Annotated in this window: 17 protein-coding genes, 1 tRNA gene and 1 pseudogene; 8 read left to right on the plus strand and 11 right to left on the minus strand. The window is 60.1% G+C overall.

The window, feature by feature from the left end; translation table 11 throughout:
* Positions 1–184: 184 nt before the first annotated feature.
* The 3 genes from HMPREF2806_RS11385 to HMPREF2806_RS11395 form a co-directional block, all read right to left on the minus strand.
* A tRNA-Pro gene (locus HMPREF2806_RS11385) sits at positions 185–258 on the minus strand.
* A gap of 88 nt (positions 259–346) precedes the next feature.
* Positions 347–745: a YchJ family protein gene (locus HMPREF2806_RS11390; RefSeq protein WP_070512787.1), complete on the minus strand. Its 399-nt coding sequence runs from the start codon at positions 743–745 to the stop codon at positions 347–349.
* Between the two features lie 7 nt (positions 746–752).
* A complete protein-coding gene (locus HMPREF2806_RS11395; protein WP_049154981.1) occupies positions 753–1931 on the minus strand; it encodes a bifunctional alpha/beta hydrolase/OsmC family protein in 1179 nt (392 codons plus the stop codon).
* Positions 1932–2027: 96 nt separating this feature from the next.
* Here HMPREF2806_RS11395 and secA2 point away from each other — a divergent pair, with 96 nt between their 5' ends.
* The 5 genes from secA2 (at position 2028) to HMPREF2806_RS11420 (ending at position 7236) form a co-directional block, all read left to right on the plus strand.
* Entirely contained in the window at positions 2028–4319 is a 2292-nt protein-coding gene (gene secA2 / locus HMPREF2806_RS11400) for an accessory Sec system translocase SecA2 (RefSeq protein ID WP_070517803.1), read from the plus strand.
* 86 nt (positions 4320–4405) lie between these two features.
* A complete protein-coding gene (gene odhI, locus HMPREF2806_RS11405) occupies positions 4406–4837 on the plus strand; it encodes an oxoglutarate dehydrogenase inhibitor Odhl (RefSeq protein ID WP_010186533.1) in 432 nt (143 codons plus the stop codon).
* 118 nt (positions 4838–4955) lie between these two features.
* Complete coding sequence (locus tag HMPREF2806_RS11410; RefSeq protein ID WP_046649387.1) at positions 4956–5702, plus strand: transcriptional regulator FtsR; 747 nt, start codon at positions 4956–4958, stop codon at positions 5700–5702.
* 61 nt (positions 5703–5763) lie between these two features.
* Positions 5764–6360 carry a bifunctional nuclease domain-containing protein gene (locus HMPREF2806_RS11415; RefSeq protein WP_070512780.1) on the plus strand — a complete coding sequence of 199 codons (597 nt, stop codon included), beginning with the start codon at positions 5764–5766 and terminating at the stop codon, positions 6358–6360.
* 315 nt (positions 6361–6675) lie between these two features.
* Positions 6676–7236 (plus strand): MerR family transcriptional regulator, encoded by a 561-nt coding sequence (locus HMPREF2806_RS11420; protein WP_175973241.1) that lies wholly within the window; start codon positions 6676–6678, stop codon positions 7234–7236.
* 128 nt (positions 7237–7364) lie between these two features.
* Here the strand turns inward: HMPREF2806_RS11420 and HMPREF2806_RS11425 are convergent, their stop codons facing one another.
* Genes HMPREF2806_RS11425 through HMPREF2806_RS11435 form a run of 3 tightly spaced genes read right to left on the minus strand, consistent with a single transcriptional unit; the run spans position 7365 to position 10422 of the window.
* Entirely contained in the window at positions 7365–8201 is an 837-nt protein-coding gene (locus HMPREF2806_RS11425) for a VWA domain-containing protein (RefSeq protein WP_070517779.1), read from the minus strand.
* Positions 8202–8257: 56 nt separating this feature from the next.
* Positions 8258–9112, minus strand: coding sequence for a 3-methyladenine DNA glycosylase (locus HMPREF2806_RS11430; protein WP_070517780.1), 855 nt, complete (start codon positions 9110–9112; stop codon positions 8258–8260).
* Complete coding sequence (locus HMPREF2806_RS11435; protein WP_070512768.1) at positions 9109–10422, minus strand: DEAD/DEAH box helicase; 1314 nt, start codon at positions 10420–10422, stop codon at positions 9109–9111. The genes HMPREF2806_RS11430 and HMPREF2806_RS11435 overlap by 4 nt, the downstream gene beginning before the upstream one ends.
* Positions 10423–10547: 125 nt before the next feature.
* Here HMPREF2806_RS11435 and HMPREF2806_RS11440 point away from each other — a divergent pair, with 125 nt between their 5' ends.
* Positions 10548–11342, plus strand: coding sequence for a hypothetical protein (locus tag HMPREF2806_RS11440; RefSeq protein WP_232745451.1), 795 nt, complete (start codon positions 10548–10550; stop codon positions 11340–11342).
* Positions 11343–11528: 186 nt separating this feature from the next.
* Here HMPREF2806_RS11440 and HMPREF2806_RS13925 read toward each other — a convergent pair whose 3' ends face one another.
* The 3 genes from HMPREF2806_RS13925 to gndA all read right to left on the minus strand — a co-directional run bounded on the left by HMPREF2806_RS13925 (position 11529) and on the right by gndA (position 14211).
* Positions 11529–12188 carry an HNH endonuclease signature motif containing protein gene (locus tag HMPREF2806_RS13925; protein ID WP_232745453.1) on the minus strand — a complete coding sequence of 220 codons (660 nt, stop codon included), beginning with the start codon at positions 12186–12188 and terminating at the stop codon, positions 11529–11531.
* 40 nt (positions 12189–12228) lie between these two features.
* Complete coding sequence (locus tag HMPREF2806_RS13930) at positions 12229–12639, minus strand: hypothetical protein (RefSeq protein ID WP_232745454.1); 411 nt, start codon at positions 12637–12639, stop codon at positions 12229–12231.
* A 114-nt stretch (positions 12640–12753) separates the two neighbouring features.
* Positions 12754–14211 (minus strand): NADP-dependent phosphogluconate dehydrogenase, encoded by a 1458-nt coding sequence (gene gndA / locus HMPREF2806_RS11450; RefSeq protein WP_070517781.1) that lies wholly within the window; start codon positions 14209–14211, stop codon positions 12754–12756.
* 43 nt (positions 14212–14254) lie between these two features.
* Between gndA and HMPREF2806_RS11455 the strand changes: the two genes are divergently transcribed.
* On the plus strand, positions 14255–14701 hold the full coding sequence (locus tag HMPREF2806_RS11455; RefSeq protein WP_070517782.1) for a PaaI family thioesterase: 447 nt from the start codon (positions 14255–14257) through the stop codon (positions 14699–14701).
* Positions 14702–14704: 3 nt separating this feature from the next.
* Here the strand turns inward: HMPREF2806_RS11455 and corA are convergent, their stop codons facing one another.
* Positions 14705–15778 carry a magnesium/cobalt transporter CorA gene (gene corA / locus HMPREF2806_RS11460; RefSeq protein WP_070512755.1) on the minus strand — a complete coding sequence of 358 codons (1074 nt, stop codon included), beginning with the start codon at positions 15776–15778 and terminating at the stop codon, positions 14705–14707.
* Positions 15779–15861: 83 nt separating this feature from the next.
* Between corA and HMPREF2806_RS11465 the strand changes: the two genes are divergently transcribed.
* On the plus strand, positions 15862–16464 hold the full coding sequence (locus HMPREF2806_RS11465; RefSeq protein ID WP_049154651.1) for a class I SAM-dependent methyltransferase: 603 nt from the start codon (positions 15862–15864) through the stop codon (positions 16462–16464).
* A gap of 17 nt (positions 16465–16481) precedes the next feature.
* On the opposite strand, the pseudogene thiD reads toward HMPREF2806_RS11465, so the two are convergent.
* Positions 16482–17297: pseudogene (gene thiD / locus HMPREF2806_RS11470) on the minus strand (bifunctional hydroxymethylpyrimidine kinase/phosphomethylpyrimidine kinase); the annotation flags it as partial.
* Between the last annotated feature and the right edge of the window lie 54 nt (positions 17298–17351).

Here is a 17351-nt window from a genome sequence, read left to right on the forward strand (position 1 = left end):
ACGACACTGCTACCAAATAGCCGGTCGCAACAATACATGTCGTTCACGGTAAATAAGCGCTAAAAAATTGAATTATTTGAACTCTATTTACCGTGGGCGTAGTAACCCAAGGCTTAAGCCTTAACCCGTCGACTCGTTCCAAAAGAAAAGGCTGGTCAGAGTTTTCTGACCAGCCTAAATTTTGTCGGACTAACAGGATTTGAACCTGCGACCCCTACACCCCCAGTGTAGTGCGCTACCAAACTGCGCCATAGTCCGCCGCCGCACCATTAGGTGCAACTGCTACAGATTACACCAGCGGTATTCGCTTCGACAAATCCCAGTTCAACCTTTGTTTTAGCGGCAGCTAAAACTCTCCGGCGGAATAGACCCACTGCCCGTTTTGGCGGTGGAAAGAGGAGCGCTCTCGCTGCGAGCCCTTCGCGGCCCCCTTGTAAAAGGCTTCGAATTCAACGATGCCGGTCTGGTCCAAGGGGCCGCCGGCGACGGTGTCGATAATGTCGAGGCGGTAGAAGCGGATGCCGGTTTCGGCGAGGTCGAGACGTTCCGGGCGGGTTTCGGGGTCCCAGGTGCGCAGCAAATAATCCTCGTCGCCGGTGACGAAAGCGCTGAAACGCGAGCGCATCAGGGTCTCCGCTGAGGGGGCGGGTGTGCCGGCATGGTAGCGCGAGCAGCACTCGCCGAAGCTTAGGCCGGTACCGCAGGGACAGCGGGCGGCAGGGTCAAGTGGGTTAAGAACAACCATGGGCGGCTTATTCTGCAGTGGTTGCCACGGTGGTGGCGATGTCCACAGCGAGGAGGGAATCGATGGTGGTGGAAGCGGCGGCGTCGGCAAGCGCGCGTTGTTGATCGGCGCTCAGAAAGCCAGGAAGCGTCACCGTACGTGTGAAACGAGATTCGGATTCTTGGTTAACCCTGACAGATACCGCTTCGAGCACCTTCGCGTCGATTTTCTGCGCCTTGCCTGCTTCTTTGATGGCCTGAGTGCTTGCCGTAGCCACTGCGGACATAAGAAGGCCTTCCGCGGTGAAACCTTGGCCTTTGCCGCCGTTCTTTTTCGTGCGGTCAGCGCTCACCGATCGGTCATTGTGGCGCACGACGACGCCCATCCTGGTTCCAACTGCCGGAATTGCAAGCGCGGAGTCCTCAGCAACTGGGGTGGGAATGTTCTCCGGAACAATAAACTGCTCCGCCCAAGCCCCGATGAGGTCGGCGGCACGGGCTGCCGCGCCCTGCTTAGTCACCAGGTGATCGGCCTTATCCAAGGCGACGAGGGACTTGGGATAGCGCGTGGTCCGGAAAATATTTTGTGCGTTATCAATGCCCACCGTTTGATCAATGGGGGAGTGCAGCACCATGAGGGGCTTGCGCAGGCGCGGAAGATAGTCCTCCGGGTTGGTCTCAGCGAGGTCTTCGAGGAAGAGGCGCGAAATGGTCAGCGCCCGGCCGCCAAGGGTGACCTCGACTTCACCGTTGGCGTCGACCTCGCCGATCTTGTCGGCGTAGTGCAGCACGGAGTGTGCAGGATCGAAGGGGGCGCCGATGGTGGCCACAGCCTTGAGGGAGCGAATGTTGTTGGCCGCGGCCAGAGCGGCAGCCCCGCCCAGTGAATGGCCCATGAGTAGCTGTGGTGCGGAATAGTTGTGTGCTAGCCAGTCGGCAGCAGCCTGGATATCGGCAACATTCTGGCTAAAGCAGGTGTCCGCGAAATTTCCTTCGGATTGGCCTAGGCCAGGAAAGTCAAAGCGTAGGGTAGCGATGCCAAAGTTAGTCAGCTGCTTGCTCACACGAGCGGCGCCGGGGGTATGGCGCGAACCGGCAAAGCAGTGCGCGAAGATGGCGAAGGCTTGCGGAGGGGAGTCAGGGAAGTCGATGGTTCCGGCCATCGCGGTACCGGTGCTGGAGGGGAGCGACACGTTCACGGATTGCATGTCCGTAAGGATATAAGGGCGAACGCACGCTTGCGAACCGGGGTTGACTAGAGTCGATAGAAGACCTGTATGACGCACAAGGATGGAGGAGTGCTCATGGGCGCATTCGATTGGTTCTGGAAGGCAATGGGCGCGCAGTCCGAACGCAACAACAAGAAGTCGAAAGCCGTTGTGACGGCCGCAGATTCCGCGGTGGAGGATATCGCGAACCTGTCGGATGCTGACGTTGCCGCCACTGCGCGCGCTTGCGTGAAAGACGGGGGAATTGCAGATAAGTCTCGTTTCCTCGCGGCATTGGCCGTGGCGAGCGAACGCAAGCTTGGCATGCGCCCGTTTACTGTCCAGTCCCAAGCCGTTCTCCGCTTGCTTGAGGGTGATGTCATCCAGATGGCCACCGGTGAGGGAAAGACACTGGTGGGTGCCATGGCCGCGACTGGTTTCGCGCTCACCGGCAAGCGCGTGCACTTGGTGACGGTTAATAATTATCTAGCGGCGCGTGACGCCGAATGGATGCGCCCACTCGTGGAGTTCTTTGGACTCACGGTGGCTTCCGTGACGGAGAAAATGGGGCCGGAAGAGCGACGCGGGGCTTACCTTTCCGACATCATTTATGCGCCGGTTAATGAGCTCGGTTTCGATGTGCTGCGAGATAACCAGATCACCTCCCGGGAGCAGACGGTGCAGGCGCGCGCGGAGGTGGCGTTGGTGGATGAGGCCGACTCGGTGCTTGTCGACGAGGCCCTCGTCCCCCTCGTCCTCGCCGGAAATCGGCCCGGCGAGGAGTCCACGGGCCACATCACCAACGTGGTCTCCCGCTTGCGCGAGGAGCAGGACTATGTCATCGCGGAGGACGGCCGCACGGTGGCGCTCACCGATGATGGTGCGGCGCGAGTCGAGCGGGAGTTGGGCATTGACTCGCTGTATTCGGAGGAGAATATCGGCTCCGTACTGGTGAAGGTCAACTTGGCGCTACACGCGAAGGCGCTGCTCATCCGTGACATTCACTACATCATCACGGACGGAAAGCTGCAGCTTATCGACGCCTCCCGCGGCCGCGTGGCCGAGCTACAACGCTGGCCGGATGGACTCCAAGCAGCGGTGGAGGCCAAAGAAGGCCTGGAGGTATCAGAAGGTGGGCGCATCCTCGACACCATTACGCTGCAGGAGCTCATGCGTCGCTATCCCTTGGTCTGTGGCATGACGGGCACCGCGGTGGAGGCCACCGACCAGTTGCGACAGTTTTATGACCTGCACGTCTCGGTCATCGACCGCAACAAGGAACTGCAGCGCTTCGATGAAGCAGACCGCATCTACGCGTCTGTGGACGAAAAATCGCGCGCCATCGTCAACGAGATCGTTGCGATCAACAGCACGGGTCAGCCGGTCCTCGTTGGTACCCACGATGTCGCGGAGTCCGAGGACCTCGCTGCAGCTTTGCGTGAGCGCGGCATTACTGTCAACGTCCTCAACGCTAAAAACGATGAGGATGAGGCGCGCATCGTCGCGGAGGCAGGCGACGTGGGGCGCGTGACGGTGTCCACACAGATGGCGGGCCGCGGCACCGATATCAAGCTGGGCGGCGCGGACGAAGCTGACCGCGACGCGGTCGTCGAGAAGGGCGGTTTGGCAGTACTTGGCACCTCGCGGCACCGTTCCTCGCGATTGGATAATCAGTTGCGTGGCCGTGCTGGCCGCCAGGGAGATCCGGGAATGTCGCTCTTCTTCGTTTCCTTGGAGGACGACGTGGTCCAGCAGGGTGGGGAAGATGAGTCCCTGTCGGCTCGGCCAAATGTCGATGGCCTCATTGAATCCAAGCGAGTCCGAGACTTCATCGCACACTGTCAGCGGGTGACGGAAGGCCAGTTACTGGAAATTCACGCGCAGACGTGGAAGTACAACCAGCTGCTGGCGGATCAGCGCATCATTATCGATGAGCGCCGCGCCAAGCTGCTCGACACTGATCAAGCCTGGCAGGAGCTTGCTGAGCGAGCGCCCGAACGCGCCGCCGAGCTTAGCGACGTCCCCATGGAAGCCCGTGAGCGCGCTGCGCGCGAGATCATGCTCTACCACCTCGACTTAGCGTGGGCCGACCACTTGGAGCTGATGGATGACGTGCGTGAATCCATTCACTTGCGTGCCATTGCCCGTGAGACCCCCATCGATGAATACCACCGCATCGCGGTACGCGAATTCAAGGATTTGGCGCAGCGCGCGGTTGATGACGCCGTCGATACTTTTAAGACCGTGCTTATTGATGCCGATGGTGCGCACCTAGAGGATCATGGACTGTCCCGCCCGAGTGCCACCTGGACTTATATGGTTTCCGATAATCCATTGTCTGGCGGCGGAAATTCCGTGCTCAAAGGCATAGGAAACATTTTCCGTTAATGTATTTGTGGAGAGGCGACTCGCGCGCGCAGCGGAGTCGCTAATATGGAATGAGTCAACATCGATCCGACCCTTCGGAGGTAAAAATGAGCGAGAATACCGGAACGCCGGAACCGCAGGCAGAGACTACTTCTGTCTTCCGCGCTGATCTTCTTAAGGAGATGGAAAACGGCACCGCGGCGGGCTCCGACGCCTCCGTTGCTGGTGCTGAGAACCTGGCTGAAGGCCAGGCCCTGCTCGTCGTGAAGCGCGGCCCGAATGCTGGCGCGCGCTTCTTGCTTGATCAGCCGACCACCACCGCCGGCCGCCACCCGGAAGCGGACATCTTCCTCGATGACGTCACCGTCTCCCGCCGCCACGCAGAATTCCGCGCCAAGGATGGCCAGTTCGAGGTCGTGGACGTCGGATCGCTCAATGGCACCTACGTCAATCGCGAGCCGCGCAATGCGCAGGTACTGGAAGTAGGCGACGAAATCCAGATTGGTAAGTTCCGCCTCGTCTTCATCGCCCCTAAATAGGGCAGTACCCGTCAGCAAGGACGAAGCGGGGGTACGAGGGGAGCAGCCGGTCTTGCTTCCTCACTGTGCCTGCCCTTTGTCAAAGTGAATCCGCGTAGAAAGCAGTAGTAGTCCCATCGTGAGCGCTCAGAAGTCCACCGCAGCTGCAGCAACAGCATCTTCGGCGGCCAAGAAGACCAAGCAAAAGCCCATGTCTATTGGCGTAACGCTGAAGCACGTGCAGAAGCAGTTCCCGGACGTGACGGTGTCGAAGATTCGCTTTTTGGAATCTGAGGGTCTGATTACTCCGGAACGCACCGCGAAGGGCTACCGCCGCTACTACCAGAAGGATCTTGACCGTCTGCGCTACATTCTGACCGCGCAGCGCGATCACTACACGCCGCTCAAGGTTATTCGTGAGCAGCTGGAGGCGATGGATTCGGGGCAAGTAACCGCCATTGTCTCCTCCCAGGCTGAGGCACTGATCAGTGCCGAGCAGCTGCGAGCACCAGTGGTGACCAGGCTTACCGACGCCGACGTGGCCGACCAAGCCGGGACCACGCAAGAAAACATTGCGGAGCTGGTCTCGGTGGGGCTCATTAAGCCGGATCCGGCGGGATTCTTTGACACGGATGACGTGTCTATCGTGTCGGCGGCTGTCGCCTTAGAGTCCTTCGGCTTTGAGGCACGGCAATTGAAGTCGCTGCGCAATGCCGCCCGCCGGCAGGCAGACATGATTTCGCAGGTGGCTTCACCGGTGGCGCATTCGAAATCTGATACGGCCCCGCAGCAGGCAGAAGAGCTCTCGCAGCAGATGGCGGCGCTTGTTCTGTCCCTTCATGGAACGCTGGTCAAGACTGAGCTGCGGGACGAGTTCCGCCCGTAGCGGAATAGAGGGCTGCTCTGTCAATCGCCACGCGTGAGGAAAGTGTGGAAAAGTGGGTGCCATGACTGCAGAAGTATTGAAATTTTTAGGAATCCACCCCGTCGGCCCCGAGAATAACTTGTGCGCCCTCTTTTACTGGGAAGAGGCAGACCGGCACGTACCTGTGTGGGTCTCGCCTATTGATGGAGCCCGCGTTCTCCAGGTGCTGGAGCGCCATTACAACGCGCGGCCTAGTACCTATGAACTCCTGATTGCCTTCGCCGACCAGCTTGATGGGATCGAGCATATTTGTGTCTCCGAGTACCACAAGGGCGCTTTCATGGTCGACGTGGTCGACGGAACAGGTGAGGAGCACGACGCCCGCATCTGTGACGCCCTCGTCCTAGCAGATCACTACGGGGTGCCCATCCGGTTTGAGAAGGAGGTGCTCGAGGAGGTCGCTGTTTACATTAGCGATGAAGACCTTAAGGAGTACTACGGTCTCGAGCGCGAGGCTAAGTCCCCAGAGGCCTTCCCGGAGAAGAGGTCGCGCGATTTTCAAGAGATGGCGGCCCGGCAGAAAGCCCAGGAAGACGATGACTTTGAGCAGCTGATGCGTGATTCCGGCATTTCCGAAGAAGATTTGCTTGGGGGCGACTCGCCGGAAGATGAAGACTAAGGCCCGCGCATCCAGCTGAGCTTCGTACGTAGAAGGGTAGCGGTCGGCTCGGCATACTTGCCAGCACAACAGACTAAACACAGCGGCACCGTTTCTGGGTGCCGCTTTTCTTGTCATCAGCGATTTTTTTAATGACACGCGTGTGACTAATGATGACAAAGTGACCAAAGAAGTCTAAAGTTCTACTAGAGGTTCACGAAGGGCGACCCTTGACGTGGTCGCTGACGTGGCCTTTAATAGAAAAATAGAACTCCCCTCAAACATCACTGGAGTAATTACGTGAGCAGTAAAAACAACCGCACCGAGTCCCGCGCCCTGCCGCTCGATGACGCCGCAACGAACGGCTACGTCCAGGAATCCCTCTTCGACGTCGGACCGGACGAGGAGTTGGGCTACCGCGTGCCCATCGCGTGTCAGGTAGCCGGCATTACCTACCGTCAGCTGGATTACTGGGCACGCACCGACCTGGTCAAGCCCTCTATCCGCACCGCGCGTGGTTCTGGCTCCCAGCGTCTGTACTCTTTTAAGGACGTATTGGTGCTCAAGATTGTCAAGCGCCTTCTGGACACCGGTATTTCTCTGCAGAACATCCGCCTCGCCGTGGAATCCCTGCGGGATCGCGGCGTTAATGACTTGGCGGAGCTCACGCTTGTCTCCGACGGCACCACGGTCTATGAGTGCCGGTCCAACGATGAAGTCATCGACCTCCTCGCCGGAGGCCAAGGCGTATTCGGTATCGCCGTACCTGGCATCCTTAAGGAGCTCTCCGGCACCATCACGTCCTTCCCGGCCGAGCGCGTCGTGGAGGAAGAAGAGACTGACATCGTTATTGGCCTCGACGAGCTCGCTGCTCGCCGTAAGCGCAGGAGCTCTTAAACTCGCGCCACTCGCCGCCGCGTCTTTCCTGCACTGCTGCTCACGTCAGTGCCCTGGGGGAAAGATGCGGCGGCTTTCTGCGCTTTGGGAGCGCACGCCGCGGACTCGCTTTGCACGAGAGCCCGCGTCTAGCGTGCGCCGACTGCGGCCGAGATGGCCGTTGCATTGTCTTGGGCATCGGATGGATCTGCGACCGTGCTGTAGGAATCAGCCAGCTTTTCGAGTTCAGCATCCTTCTCGCCGTTACCCACGTGCACCACGCTCAAGCTCACTCCTTCGCCGCGGGCATTCTTTACGGCTTCGGCGAAGGCAGCATCATCCATATCTTGCTGCGTGCCGGTGGTTACGAGCAGAACGCGTGTGTCCTTGCCGCTTTCAGCCACCTGGTCGGTTGCGTTATCCAGTGCGGCTACCACAGCACTGCGGGTTTGCGGAATGCCACCCGTGCCAAACATACCTACGGCATAGGCAACGTTATCGGCATCCCCATACGACACGTTTTGGCGGTAACCCACGGTTGCCGAGGCGGAAAGAGGAGAGGAGTAGTTCCAAAGGCCCACCTGGCTTCCCTCCCTGCCGGCTGCCGACGCCGCCTCAGCCACACCCTGGCTTACCGCATCGAAATATGGCGTGAGGTTCTCGGACGTATCCAAGAGGAACAAAGTATTCGGCGCAACCTGTGCCTCTGCGGCCTTTTCCTCCGAGCTGGGGGCGGCCGACGTCGATTCGGTGTCCTTCGCCGTTTCCGACGACGCAGGCGCGGCCGAGGTTGTCGCCTCTGCAGTAGAGGTCTCCTCCGTCTTAGCTGTAGTTGATTCTGCCGCCACCGTTTCACCGGAATCGGAATCGTTTCCGCGGAAGAGGAAGAACCCTCCGATAACCAGCGCCAGCACCGCTAAAACGGCCACGATGATGACCCACGGTGCAAATGCGTAGTTATTCTTTCCATCCGAGTGCCGGGCCATCTCTTTCCTTCCGCGCTGGTTTCGCGGGGCGGCACAGCGCGCCCCGACGGGTCACATCAATGGTTCCTCATTGTAGCGGGCAGTGCGGCGCGAATTTGGGAGACAAGCCGCGCGCGGAGGGGCTCGGCGGCGTCGGCAAGCTCGCGTTGGCGACGCACGTACTCGGACTTTCCTTCCGCCGTTTCGATGGGGACGACCCCAAAGCCCCACTCTCGGCAATCGTAGGGTGACGCTTCCATATCAAGTGTGCGTGCTGCCACGGCTAGCCGGAAGGTGTCGAGGAACAACTCACCCGGCACCAATGGCCCCAATTTCCACGCCCATTTATACAAATCCATAGTCGCATGGACGCAGCCAGCCTGGTCGTTCTCCGGTTGCCCCTCGCGAGTCAGCACCGTGAGGTTGAGCGGGCGCGCGGGCTCAGTGAAGAAGCGGAAGGCATCGTAATGCGTGCACTTGATGCGGTGCCTATCGACGACCTCATTCGTCCCTTCCGCCCCTAACCGCAGCGGCAAGTCATGGCGAGGAGAATCGGTGTGGTAGACCATGGCCCATTCGTGCAGGCCAAAGCAATCGAATTGGGTGGGGTTATGCGTGGTCTTTTCTAGCAGATTCAGGATGTAACGAACGGTGCTACCGCGGCGTGCGAGGAAGGCCTCAGTGTCCACCGTGACGCCCTCATCAGTGCGGTGGTAGTAGTTCCACTGAGCATGTGGGACCTCGCCGGCCAGAGTCACACCGACGCCTGGGTGCCAACGCCGCAGGTGTGACGGGCGGACGGGGTAGTACTCGAAAAGGAAGTCGTAGACAGGGTGATACGAGCCCGGGTGGCGGTAGCGGGTGAGATACTCGTTGGCCGCCTCCTCGTGCATGGTCATCCGGGTTTGCCAGGTTTTAGGCTGGAGAATCATCTCTGACCTGCGTTGCCCCGTCGGCGGCGCTGGTTACGGCTACCCGATCGCCGCCGCGAAGGCTGCCGTTCGGACTGACTCTGTGGCTTCTTCTTTGATGGTTGCTGGTGTGGTGGGCCGAGCGGCTCGCCCTTGGGCTTGCGAGCTCCCGTCATCTGGGCAAGCTCGGGACTGCTGGCTGGGTTGGCGCGGTCACTGATGTCGAGGTCGGTGTGCGCAACCCCGGCCTTCGCGATGAGCTTTGCCACCTCATCGCGTTGCTCGTCGGTGACGAGCGTGACTACGGTGCCGGAGTCGCCTCCGCGTGCAGTACGGCCCGAGCGGTGCAGATAGGCCTTGTGTTCAGCTGGCGGATCGACGTGGACGACAAGGGAGACGTCGGCGATGTCGATACCGCGGGCAGCGATATCGGTGGCGACGAGTACCGGAACGCTGCCGTCTGCGAAGCCCTCGATGGCCTTGGTACGTGAGCCCTGGCCCTTATCGCCGTGCAAGGGCAGCGCGTTGATTCCGACGCGGCGCAGCTTTTTGGCCTGCCTGTCGACGCCATGCTTGGTTCGCATAAACATGATGGTCTTGCCCTTGCGTGCGCCGAGGCGAAGAACGACGTCATTGCGGGCCTCGCGGGTGCCGATGAAAATAAGGTGGTGTTCCATCGTATCGACGGCTGCCTCGACGGGGGCGGTGGAGTGGGTGACGGGATCGTGCATGAACTGGTTGACCAGCTTGTTGACTTCGCCGTCGAGGGTGGCGGAGAAGAGCAAACGTTGACCATCGACCGGCGTGAGCTTGAGCAGCTTGCGTACCTGGGGGAGGAAGCCCATGTCCGCCATCTGGTCCGCCTCGTCGAGGGCGGTGATAGTGACGTGGTCGAAGAAGAGCTTGCCCTGGTCGATGAGGTCCTGGGCGCGTCCCGGTGTGGCAACGAGCAGGTCAACCGGGCGGGCAAGCGAGCGAATGTGGTTGTTGATGTTGACACCCCCGACGACTGCCAGTACCCGCAGTCCCAATGCTGCCGCGGGTTCTTCTAAGCGCTGCTGGATCTGGGTTGCCAGCTCGCGCGTCGGTGCTAGGACCAGCCCGCGCGGGTGGGCCGGACGCGACACCCCGGACTCCGCCAATCGGGCCAGCATAGGGAGACCAAACGTAAAGGTCTTTCCCGAGCCTGTGGGGCCACGGCCGAGGACATCCTTGCCGGCGAGGGCGTCGGGAATAGCGGCTTCTTGGATAGGGAAGGGGGTCGTGATGCCCTGTTTGTCTAAGATACGAACAACATCGCGGGGGAGGCCGAGTTCGGCGAAAGTAGTCATCGGGTAAAAAGTCTAGTGCTCCGGCCTGCCAGACCGAAAAGCATTACAGCTACCGGTGGGGATTAGGCCTCGCATCCTGCATTTTTAGGGTTTGTGTGACGTGGTTCTCTGTTAAATTGAGCGACATGACGAATCCATTCGACAACTCTCAATCTCAGTCTCCTCCCCGCGGGTTTGGCCAGAACCCGCACCACGTCCAACCTGGGCACAACCAAGCGCCTCCCGGTTTTAATGGGCAAGGCCAAGGGATGCCGCAACCGCCACAGAAGAAGCCCGGTTCGAAGAAAGTGTTGTGGATTGTTCTAGCAATAATCCTCGGTCTTATTCTGGTTACAGGGCTCGCTCTTGTGGCGGCGTTTTCTGCTTTTAAGGACTTTGCCGCTGGATTGGAAGATGGGCCAGGAGAGGTCGCTGCCTCTGATGCCGGCTATTGGGAGCGCACGATTGACGTCGATGATGTTGACGCTATCCGAGAGTCCGAGGTGCCAGCGTCTGTTCCTACACCTCTGGCTGAGCTGACGTCCGAGTGTTACGAAGATACGTCCTATTTCGGTGAGTCAGCAGATCAGGGCTACGACGCGCAGTGGGTCCCGACGATTTCCTGCCTCTATGGGGCCGACGGTGAGTTTGTGGCTCAGTACACCGAGAATCAGGAAGCCATTCGCGACGCGGAGCGCGTGGGGCTGCAGGAATCCGTTGTGGATTACACATCCGCTCGCGGTTCCCAGATCGCAATTTTCGGACAGGATGAGGAATTCGTCATGGTGGAAGTGCTCGAGGGTCGTAACGCGGTCATCGAGTACGTGATGGGTGGTTACGACCCGGACGAGGTGGTGACCAATTACGGCGACCTTGCCAGCTATCTGGTACAAGCGGGGATCCTCGACGAGACGCCGGGGCCACCGCCGGTCGACGCCTAGTTATACGCCTATGCTTGACGATGTCCCCGTCCCACACTCACCATGAATCGCCGCTGTGCCCAATGGCCGGCCGTCGTTGTGCGGGATCGCCGATATCCCCGTCAGCATGTCTTGTCTGACGGGTTCTTCTATCGGGAGCACCTTTGTCGCAGGTTACCGGCGCTTTTTGTGTTTGGTGGCCGAGTGTTAGCTGCTGTCGGGTGGTGGGTCCGGTGGCTGGGCTGGCGCTGTGGCTGCTTTTTCGGCGTTGAGTCTGGCGACTGCTTCTTGGTATTCCGGCATCGCGGTAATCGGTGCACCCCACGGTGGGATGAAGCTAACCCCGGTATTGAGTCGGTACATGTAGCCACGCCCGGTGGGCCTTGAAGGGTCGTCGTCGTTGATGCCGTTGTGGTAGGCGCACAGGAAGGTGAGGTTTTTAATGTTGGTGTAGCCACCCGCCTGCCACGGCACTAAATGATGGACTTGGCAGTAGTCAGCTGGCTTATTACAGCCGGGTCTGGAGCAGGTGTGGAATTCCGCATGGAGGGTAAGGCGTTGGTTGAGGTTTGCTCCACGCGATAGCCGCCAGGTGTTGATGGGTCCTTCAACAGGGTGGACGATGGTGGCGTAGCCGATTTCGGCAAACTTGTGGGTTAAGAATTCAGCGCCGGTCATGCGCGCACCGTTGGTGAGGTTGAGCTCTATTTCATCACCCTCGCCGTTGATGATCTGGTCCAGCTCATTCAACGTGACGATGACTTGGGTGCGCACGGCAGGCTTGGTGCCGGTGGCTTGGGTGAAGAAGACGTCGTTGGCGGCTTGAAGCAGGTCGGTGTTGTTGGTGGATTCTAGGACTGCGCGCATGTTGGCAATCGTGGTGGCATCGTCAGTAATGGAGAGCGTGTTAGGGCCCTTCGGATCTGTAGGTGATGCGCACGCCTGGTTTGGCGGTTCTTTTGCGTGTGAGTTCTTTCAGCCGCGCGGTGGCAACGGTGGGGATGTGGTGTGCGGGTGTGGCGGCGAGTTTGGCGCGGAGGTTCCACGCATCCAGGGTTTTCTTGACTTTTGAAACGTAGGTTTCAATCAGTGTGAGGGTGCCCAGGCTGTGGCGTTGTTTGAGTGCTGCTTGGCGGGCTTTGCGTTGTTTGCCTGTAAAGCGGGTGGGGCCGAAGTACACCTGGTGCAGGCCAGCAAGCTCGGCAGCATCAAAGGCATCCGCGCCGAGCGCGCGGAGCTCATCGGGTGTGCCAGGTATGTTTTCCACCAGCGCAATCCCCGAGTTGCGAAGGCGGAGGTAGGTTTCGATATCCCCCATGGGCACGAAGATTAAACCAGCACCCGCAACCCTGCAACCGGAGGAACAAAACTCCTGGTTAGCGGGGTAGTGGGGCTGGTACGAGAAAAGCCCCTCAGGTGAGGGGCTTGGCAACTACATCTCGGTGAGTGAGCGGTCACCCGACCATTCGATGTGGAAGGTGCCCTCGCGGTCCACGCGCTTGAAGGTGTGGGCGCCGAAGAAATCGCGCTGGCCCTGAATCAAGGCCGCAGGGAGGCGCTCGGCGCGCAGGCTGTCGTAGTAGGACAAAGAAGAAGCAAACACGGGTACCGGCAGCCCCAGCTGGGTGGCAGCCACAACGACGCGACGCCACGGGTCAATCAGGTTTTCCAGCTCACCCTTGAAGTACGGGTCCAGAATGAGGGCCGGAAGGTCGGCGTTATTGTCATAAGCCTCACGGATACGGTCGAGGAACTTCGCGCGAATGATGCAGCCGCCACGCCAGATGGTGGCCAAGTCGCGCGGGTCGACGTTCCAGCCGAACTCGTCCGAACCAGCCTTGATCTCATCAAAGCCCTGAGAATAGGCAATGAGCTTTGCGGCATAGAGCGCACGGCGAACGTCCTCGACGAACTCCGCCTTGTTCACGTTGAGCTCGGTGATCGTACCGGAGGGCAGCTGCCCCTCTTGGGCGGCGGCGCGCTGCGCGGTGGCCGAGGAGAGCGCACGCGCGAACACGGATTCCGCAATGCCGGTGATGGGGACGCCAAGCTCGAGGCCGTTAATGGCAGTCCAGCGGCCGGTGCCCTTCTGGCCGGCGGCGTCCACGATGACGTCGACAAGCGGGGCACCAGTGTCAGGATCGGTTTGCGCCAGCACCTCGGCGGTGATCTCAATGAGGTAGGAGTCCAGGTCGCCGGCATTCCACTCGCGGAAGACCTCAGCGATTTCAGCCGGTTCCATGCCCGCGCCATAGCGAAGGAGCTGGTAGGCCTCGCCGATGACCTGCATGTCGGCGTACTCAATGCCGTTGTGCACCATCTTCACGAAGTGCCCCGCACCATCCGGGCCGATGTGAGTGACACACGGCGTGCCGTCCACCTCAGCAGCGATGGACTCCAGGATCGGCCCCAGAGTTTCCCAGGACTCGGCCGGACCGCCAGGCATGATGGATGGGCCGTTGAGCGCGCCCTCCTCGCCACCGGAGATACCCGCGCCGACGAAGTGACGGCCCTTAGCTGCGACCTCCTTCTCGCGGCGAATGGTGTCCGTGAACAAGGCATTGCCACCGTCGATGATGATGTCGCCCTCATCCATGGCCTCGGTGAGCTGGTTAATGACGGCGTCGGTAGCCGCGCCCGCCTGCACCATGATGATTGCCTTACGCGGGCGCTCCAGGGAGGCCACGAAGTCCTCAACGGTCTCGGAAGGGATGAAGGCTCCTTCATCGCCATGCTCGCTGATGAGCGCGCGCGTCTTCTCCGGGCTGCGGTTGTAGACCGCGACGGTATTTCCGTTGCGGGCAAAGTTGCGCGCGAGGTTGGAGCCCATGACGGCCAGGCCCACAACACCAATCTGAGCGAGATCTGTCTTTTCAGCAGTTTGAGTCATGTCAACCATCCTACGTCACCGAAATCCACTAACCTGGTGTGGCATGAAACACTCTGAAATCTTCGAAAAGCTCGTCGCAGTATCCCAAACACGGCCGCTTAACGCCGAGGAACTGCAGCTCATTAATTCTCACCCGCAGGGCCTAGCCGGGCTCATCGGTTTGCGTTTCACGCGCATTTCCGCTGATGAGATTCGCTCCGAGGTTGACGTTGTTCCGGATCACCACCAGCCCTGGGGCGTGGCGAATGGAGGGCTTTTCTGCACGATTACGGAGTCCACCGCATCTGTGGGCAGCCTGATCCTTGCGGGCAAGCCGGTTGTGGGCGTGAACAACAACACAGATTTCCTCAAGCCCGTTGCCGAAGGCACCGTCACGGCTGTCGCTACGCCGCTGTACAAGGGCCGCCGCACGCAGCTGTGGGAAGTGAAAATCAGCCAGGGCGATGTACTCCTCGCTGCTTCCACGTTGCGCACCATGGTGGTGCAATAATCCCTACAACCAGTTGTTGCGCCGGAACCACCACCACATTCCGGCCACCACCAAGATCATGAGGCCAATTGCCCCGTAATAGCCCCATGCGAAATGCAGCTCCGGCATGATGTCGAAGTTCATTCCATAGATACCTGCTACAAGTGTTGGCGCTGCCCACATGCCAACCACCGCGGAGATCGTGCGCATGTCGGAGTTCTGCTGCATGCTGATCTTGGCCACGGAGGCGTCGATAAGCGAGGTCAAGCGCTCATCGAACCCCGACACGTGGTCCTGGACCACCAGCTGGTGGTCGTTGACGTCGCGGATATAGGAGCGAATCGTCTTCGGAATGAGATCCTTGTGGTCCGCTACCATCGCCCGCAACGCTGGGGAAAGCGGCACGATCGCGTGCTTCATCTCCAAGATTTCGCGCTTGAACATGTAGATACGGTCGATGTTGGGCAGCGAATTCGGAGTGAAGATTTCTTCTTCTAATTCGTCGACCTCGATGGCGATGAGGCGGCAAATCTCCGAATAGCGGTCCACCATCATGTCCAGGATCTTCCACGCCAGCGAAATAGGACCCTGCTCGACGAGGTCTTGCTCATCCTGGATCACATAGGCGAGATTGGGCAGCTTGGCGGAGTGGCGCACCGTGATAATGAACGTGGCACCAATGATCATCTGGATTTCACCAGTGGAGATAATTTGGCGCTTATCGGCGACCTCGTCGTGGTCGCGGTAGTTCACCGACCGTGCCACCACGAAGAGCTGGTCGTCGTAGCGCTCCAGCTTGGGACGCTGGTGCGCCTGGACGACGTCCTCGACGATGAGCTCATGGATGCGGAATTCAGCCGCTACCTTCGTCATCTGCGATTCGAGCGGCTCGTGCAGGCCTACCCACACGAAGCCGCGGCCGTATTCTTCCACGGTTTGCAGCGCGCTGTGCGGGGTAAACTCACCCGGCAGCGCCTCGCCGTCGATGAACACTCGGCAGTGCTCAATGGCACGCTCGACAGGCACGGAAAAACTCGGCGTATTATTGTCCGAAGTGTTTTTCTTGCGTGGCTTGAATGGTGACGGTACAGATGGCATCGTGTCTCAGCCTCCTTCGCTTCGTATAGGCGTTTTATCAGAGCGGCTAAATCTTACACCTCTAAAGGCCTATACTCGTTGTCATGCCTACCTGGAAAGAAGTAACTGCTGCGAACCCCGCCCATTCCCACAACTTTGCACGGAAATGGAAGACGCTGCGGGCCCAGGGTAAGGATATCGACGGGGAGGCCCGGCTTATCGACGCTATGAGTGAACGCCACTCCCGCGTCCTCGACGCCGGCTGCGGTTCCGGACGGCTCGGCGGCGAGTTGGCCAAGCGCGGGCATACCGTAGTGGGCGTGGACGTCGACCCGATTTTGATTGAGCACGCGGTGAATGATTATCCGGAGGCCCGCTGGGAGGTAGGTGACCTTTCGGAAGAGGAAATCCCGGAGGGCAACTTCGACATCGCCGTGGCTGCGGGCAACGTCATGACTTTTATCGCCAACGAAGGGCGCGAGGCGGCCTTGCGCAACGTGTTTAACGCGCTTCGCCCCGGCGGCCGCTTCGTCGTCGGTTTCGGCGAGGGCCGCGGCTGGGGCTTTGAGGAGTTCCTCGAACTGGCCCGCGCGGTGGGCTACCGAGTCGATTTCATTTTCTCCTCGTGGGACATGAAGGTCTTTAAAGAGAACTCCACCTTCATGGTGGCCGTGCTTACTCGTCCAGGTGCCGATCTGCTGGGCTAACTTTGTTTCTCCGCAGCCAGGCGCCGGAGCCGGTGGCCGTGGTCAACGGGCCCGTGTCCGTGTCCGACGTGAAGCGCATCGGCATGCTCAATCGCCTCGTGGAGCCACTCGGTGGCCCAAACCAGTGCTTCGTCGAGGGATTCGCCCGCGCCCAAACGCGCCGCTAGGGCTGAGGACAGCGAGCAGCCCGTGCCGTGCGTGTTCTTCGTATCAATCCGCGGGCAGGGCACGCGCGTGATATCGCCGGAAGGACTTACGGTCGCGTTATCGGCCTCGGCACCATCGAGGTGACCGCCCTTGACTACGACCCACGTGTCATTCTCGCGGGCCCAGGTGGTTGCGACAGAGAGAGCGTCATCAAAGGTGCGCGGTTCTGCTACGCCCGCGAGGACAGCGAGTTCCGGCAGGTTGGGTGTGACCACGGTCGCGCGGCGCGCCAGCTCCCGTACGGCGCGCTCCGCTTCCGGCTCGAGCAGGCGGTCACCGCTGGAGGCGACCATGACCGGATCACAGACCACCGGCACTCCCGCGGGGAGGGAAGCGATGAAGTCGCTCACCGTTTCGGTGATAGCGACGGATCCCAGCATGCCGATCTTGACGGCGTCGATAGTCACGTCGTCCTTGACGCTTGCCAGCTGCTCACGCAGAAAATCCACCGGTGGGGTGTGGATAGCCCGTACGCCCTGCGTATTCTGCGCCACCAGGGCGGTCACCACGGCCATGCCGTAGGCCCCTGCCGCCTCAAAGGATTTGAGGTCGGCGTGAATTCCCGCCCCTCCCGTTGGGTCGGTGCCAGCGATGCTGAGGACGCGGGGCAGCGCAGGTTGGCGCACTGTTTTCTCCTTAATCTAGGCTTTTCTTCCGTCTACCGTACATGGGCAAAGAAA

Origin of the sequence: Corynebacterium sp. HMSC076G08 (genome assembly GCF_001811515.1) — a bacterium.
In the GTDB taxonomy this organism is placed as follows: domain Bacteria; phylum Actinomycetota; class Actinomycetes; order Mycobacteriales; family Mycobacteriaceae; genus Corynebacterium; species Corynebacterium hiratae.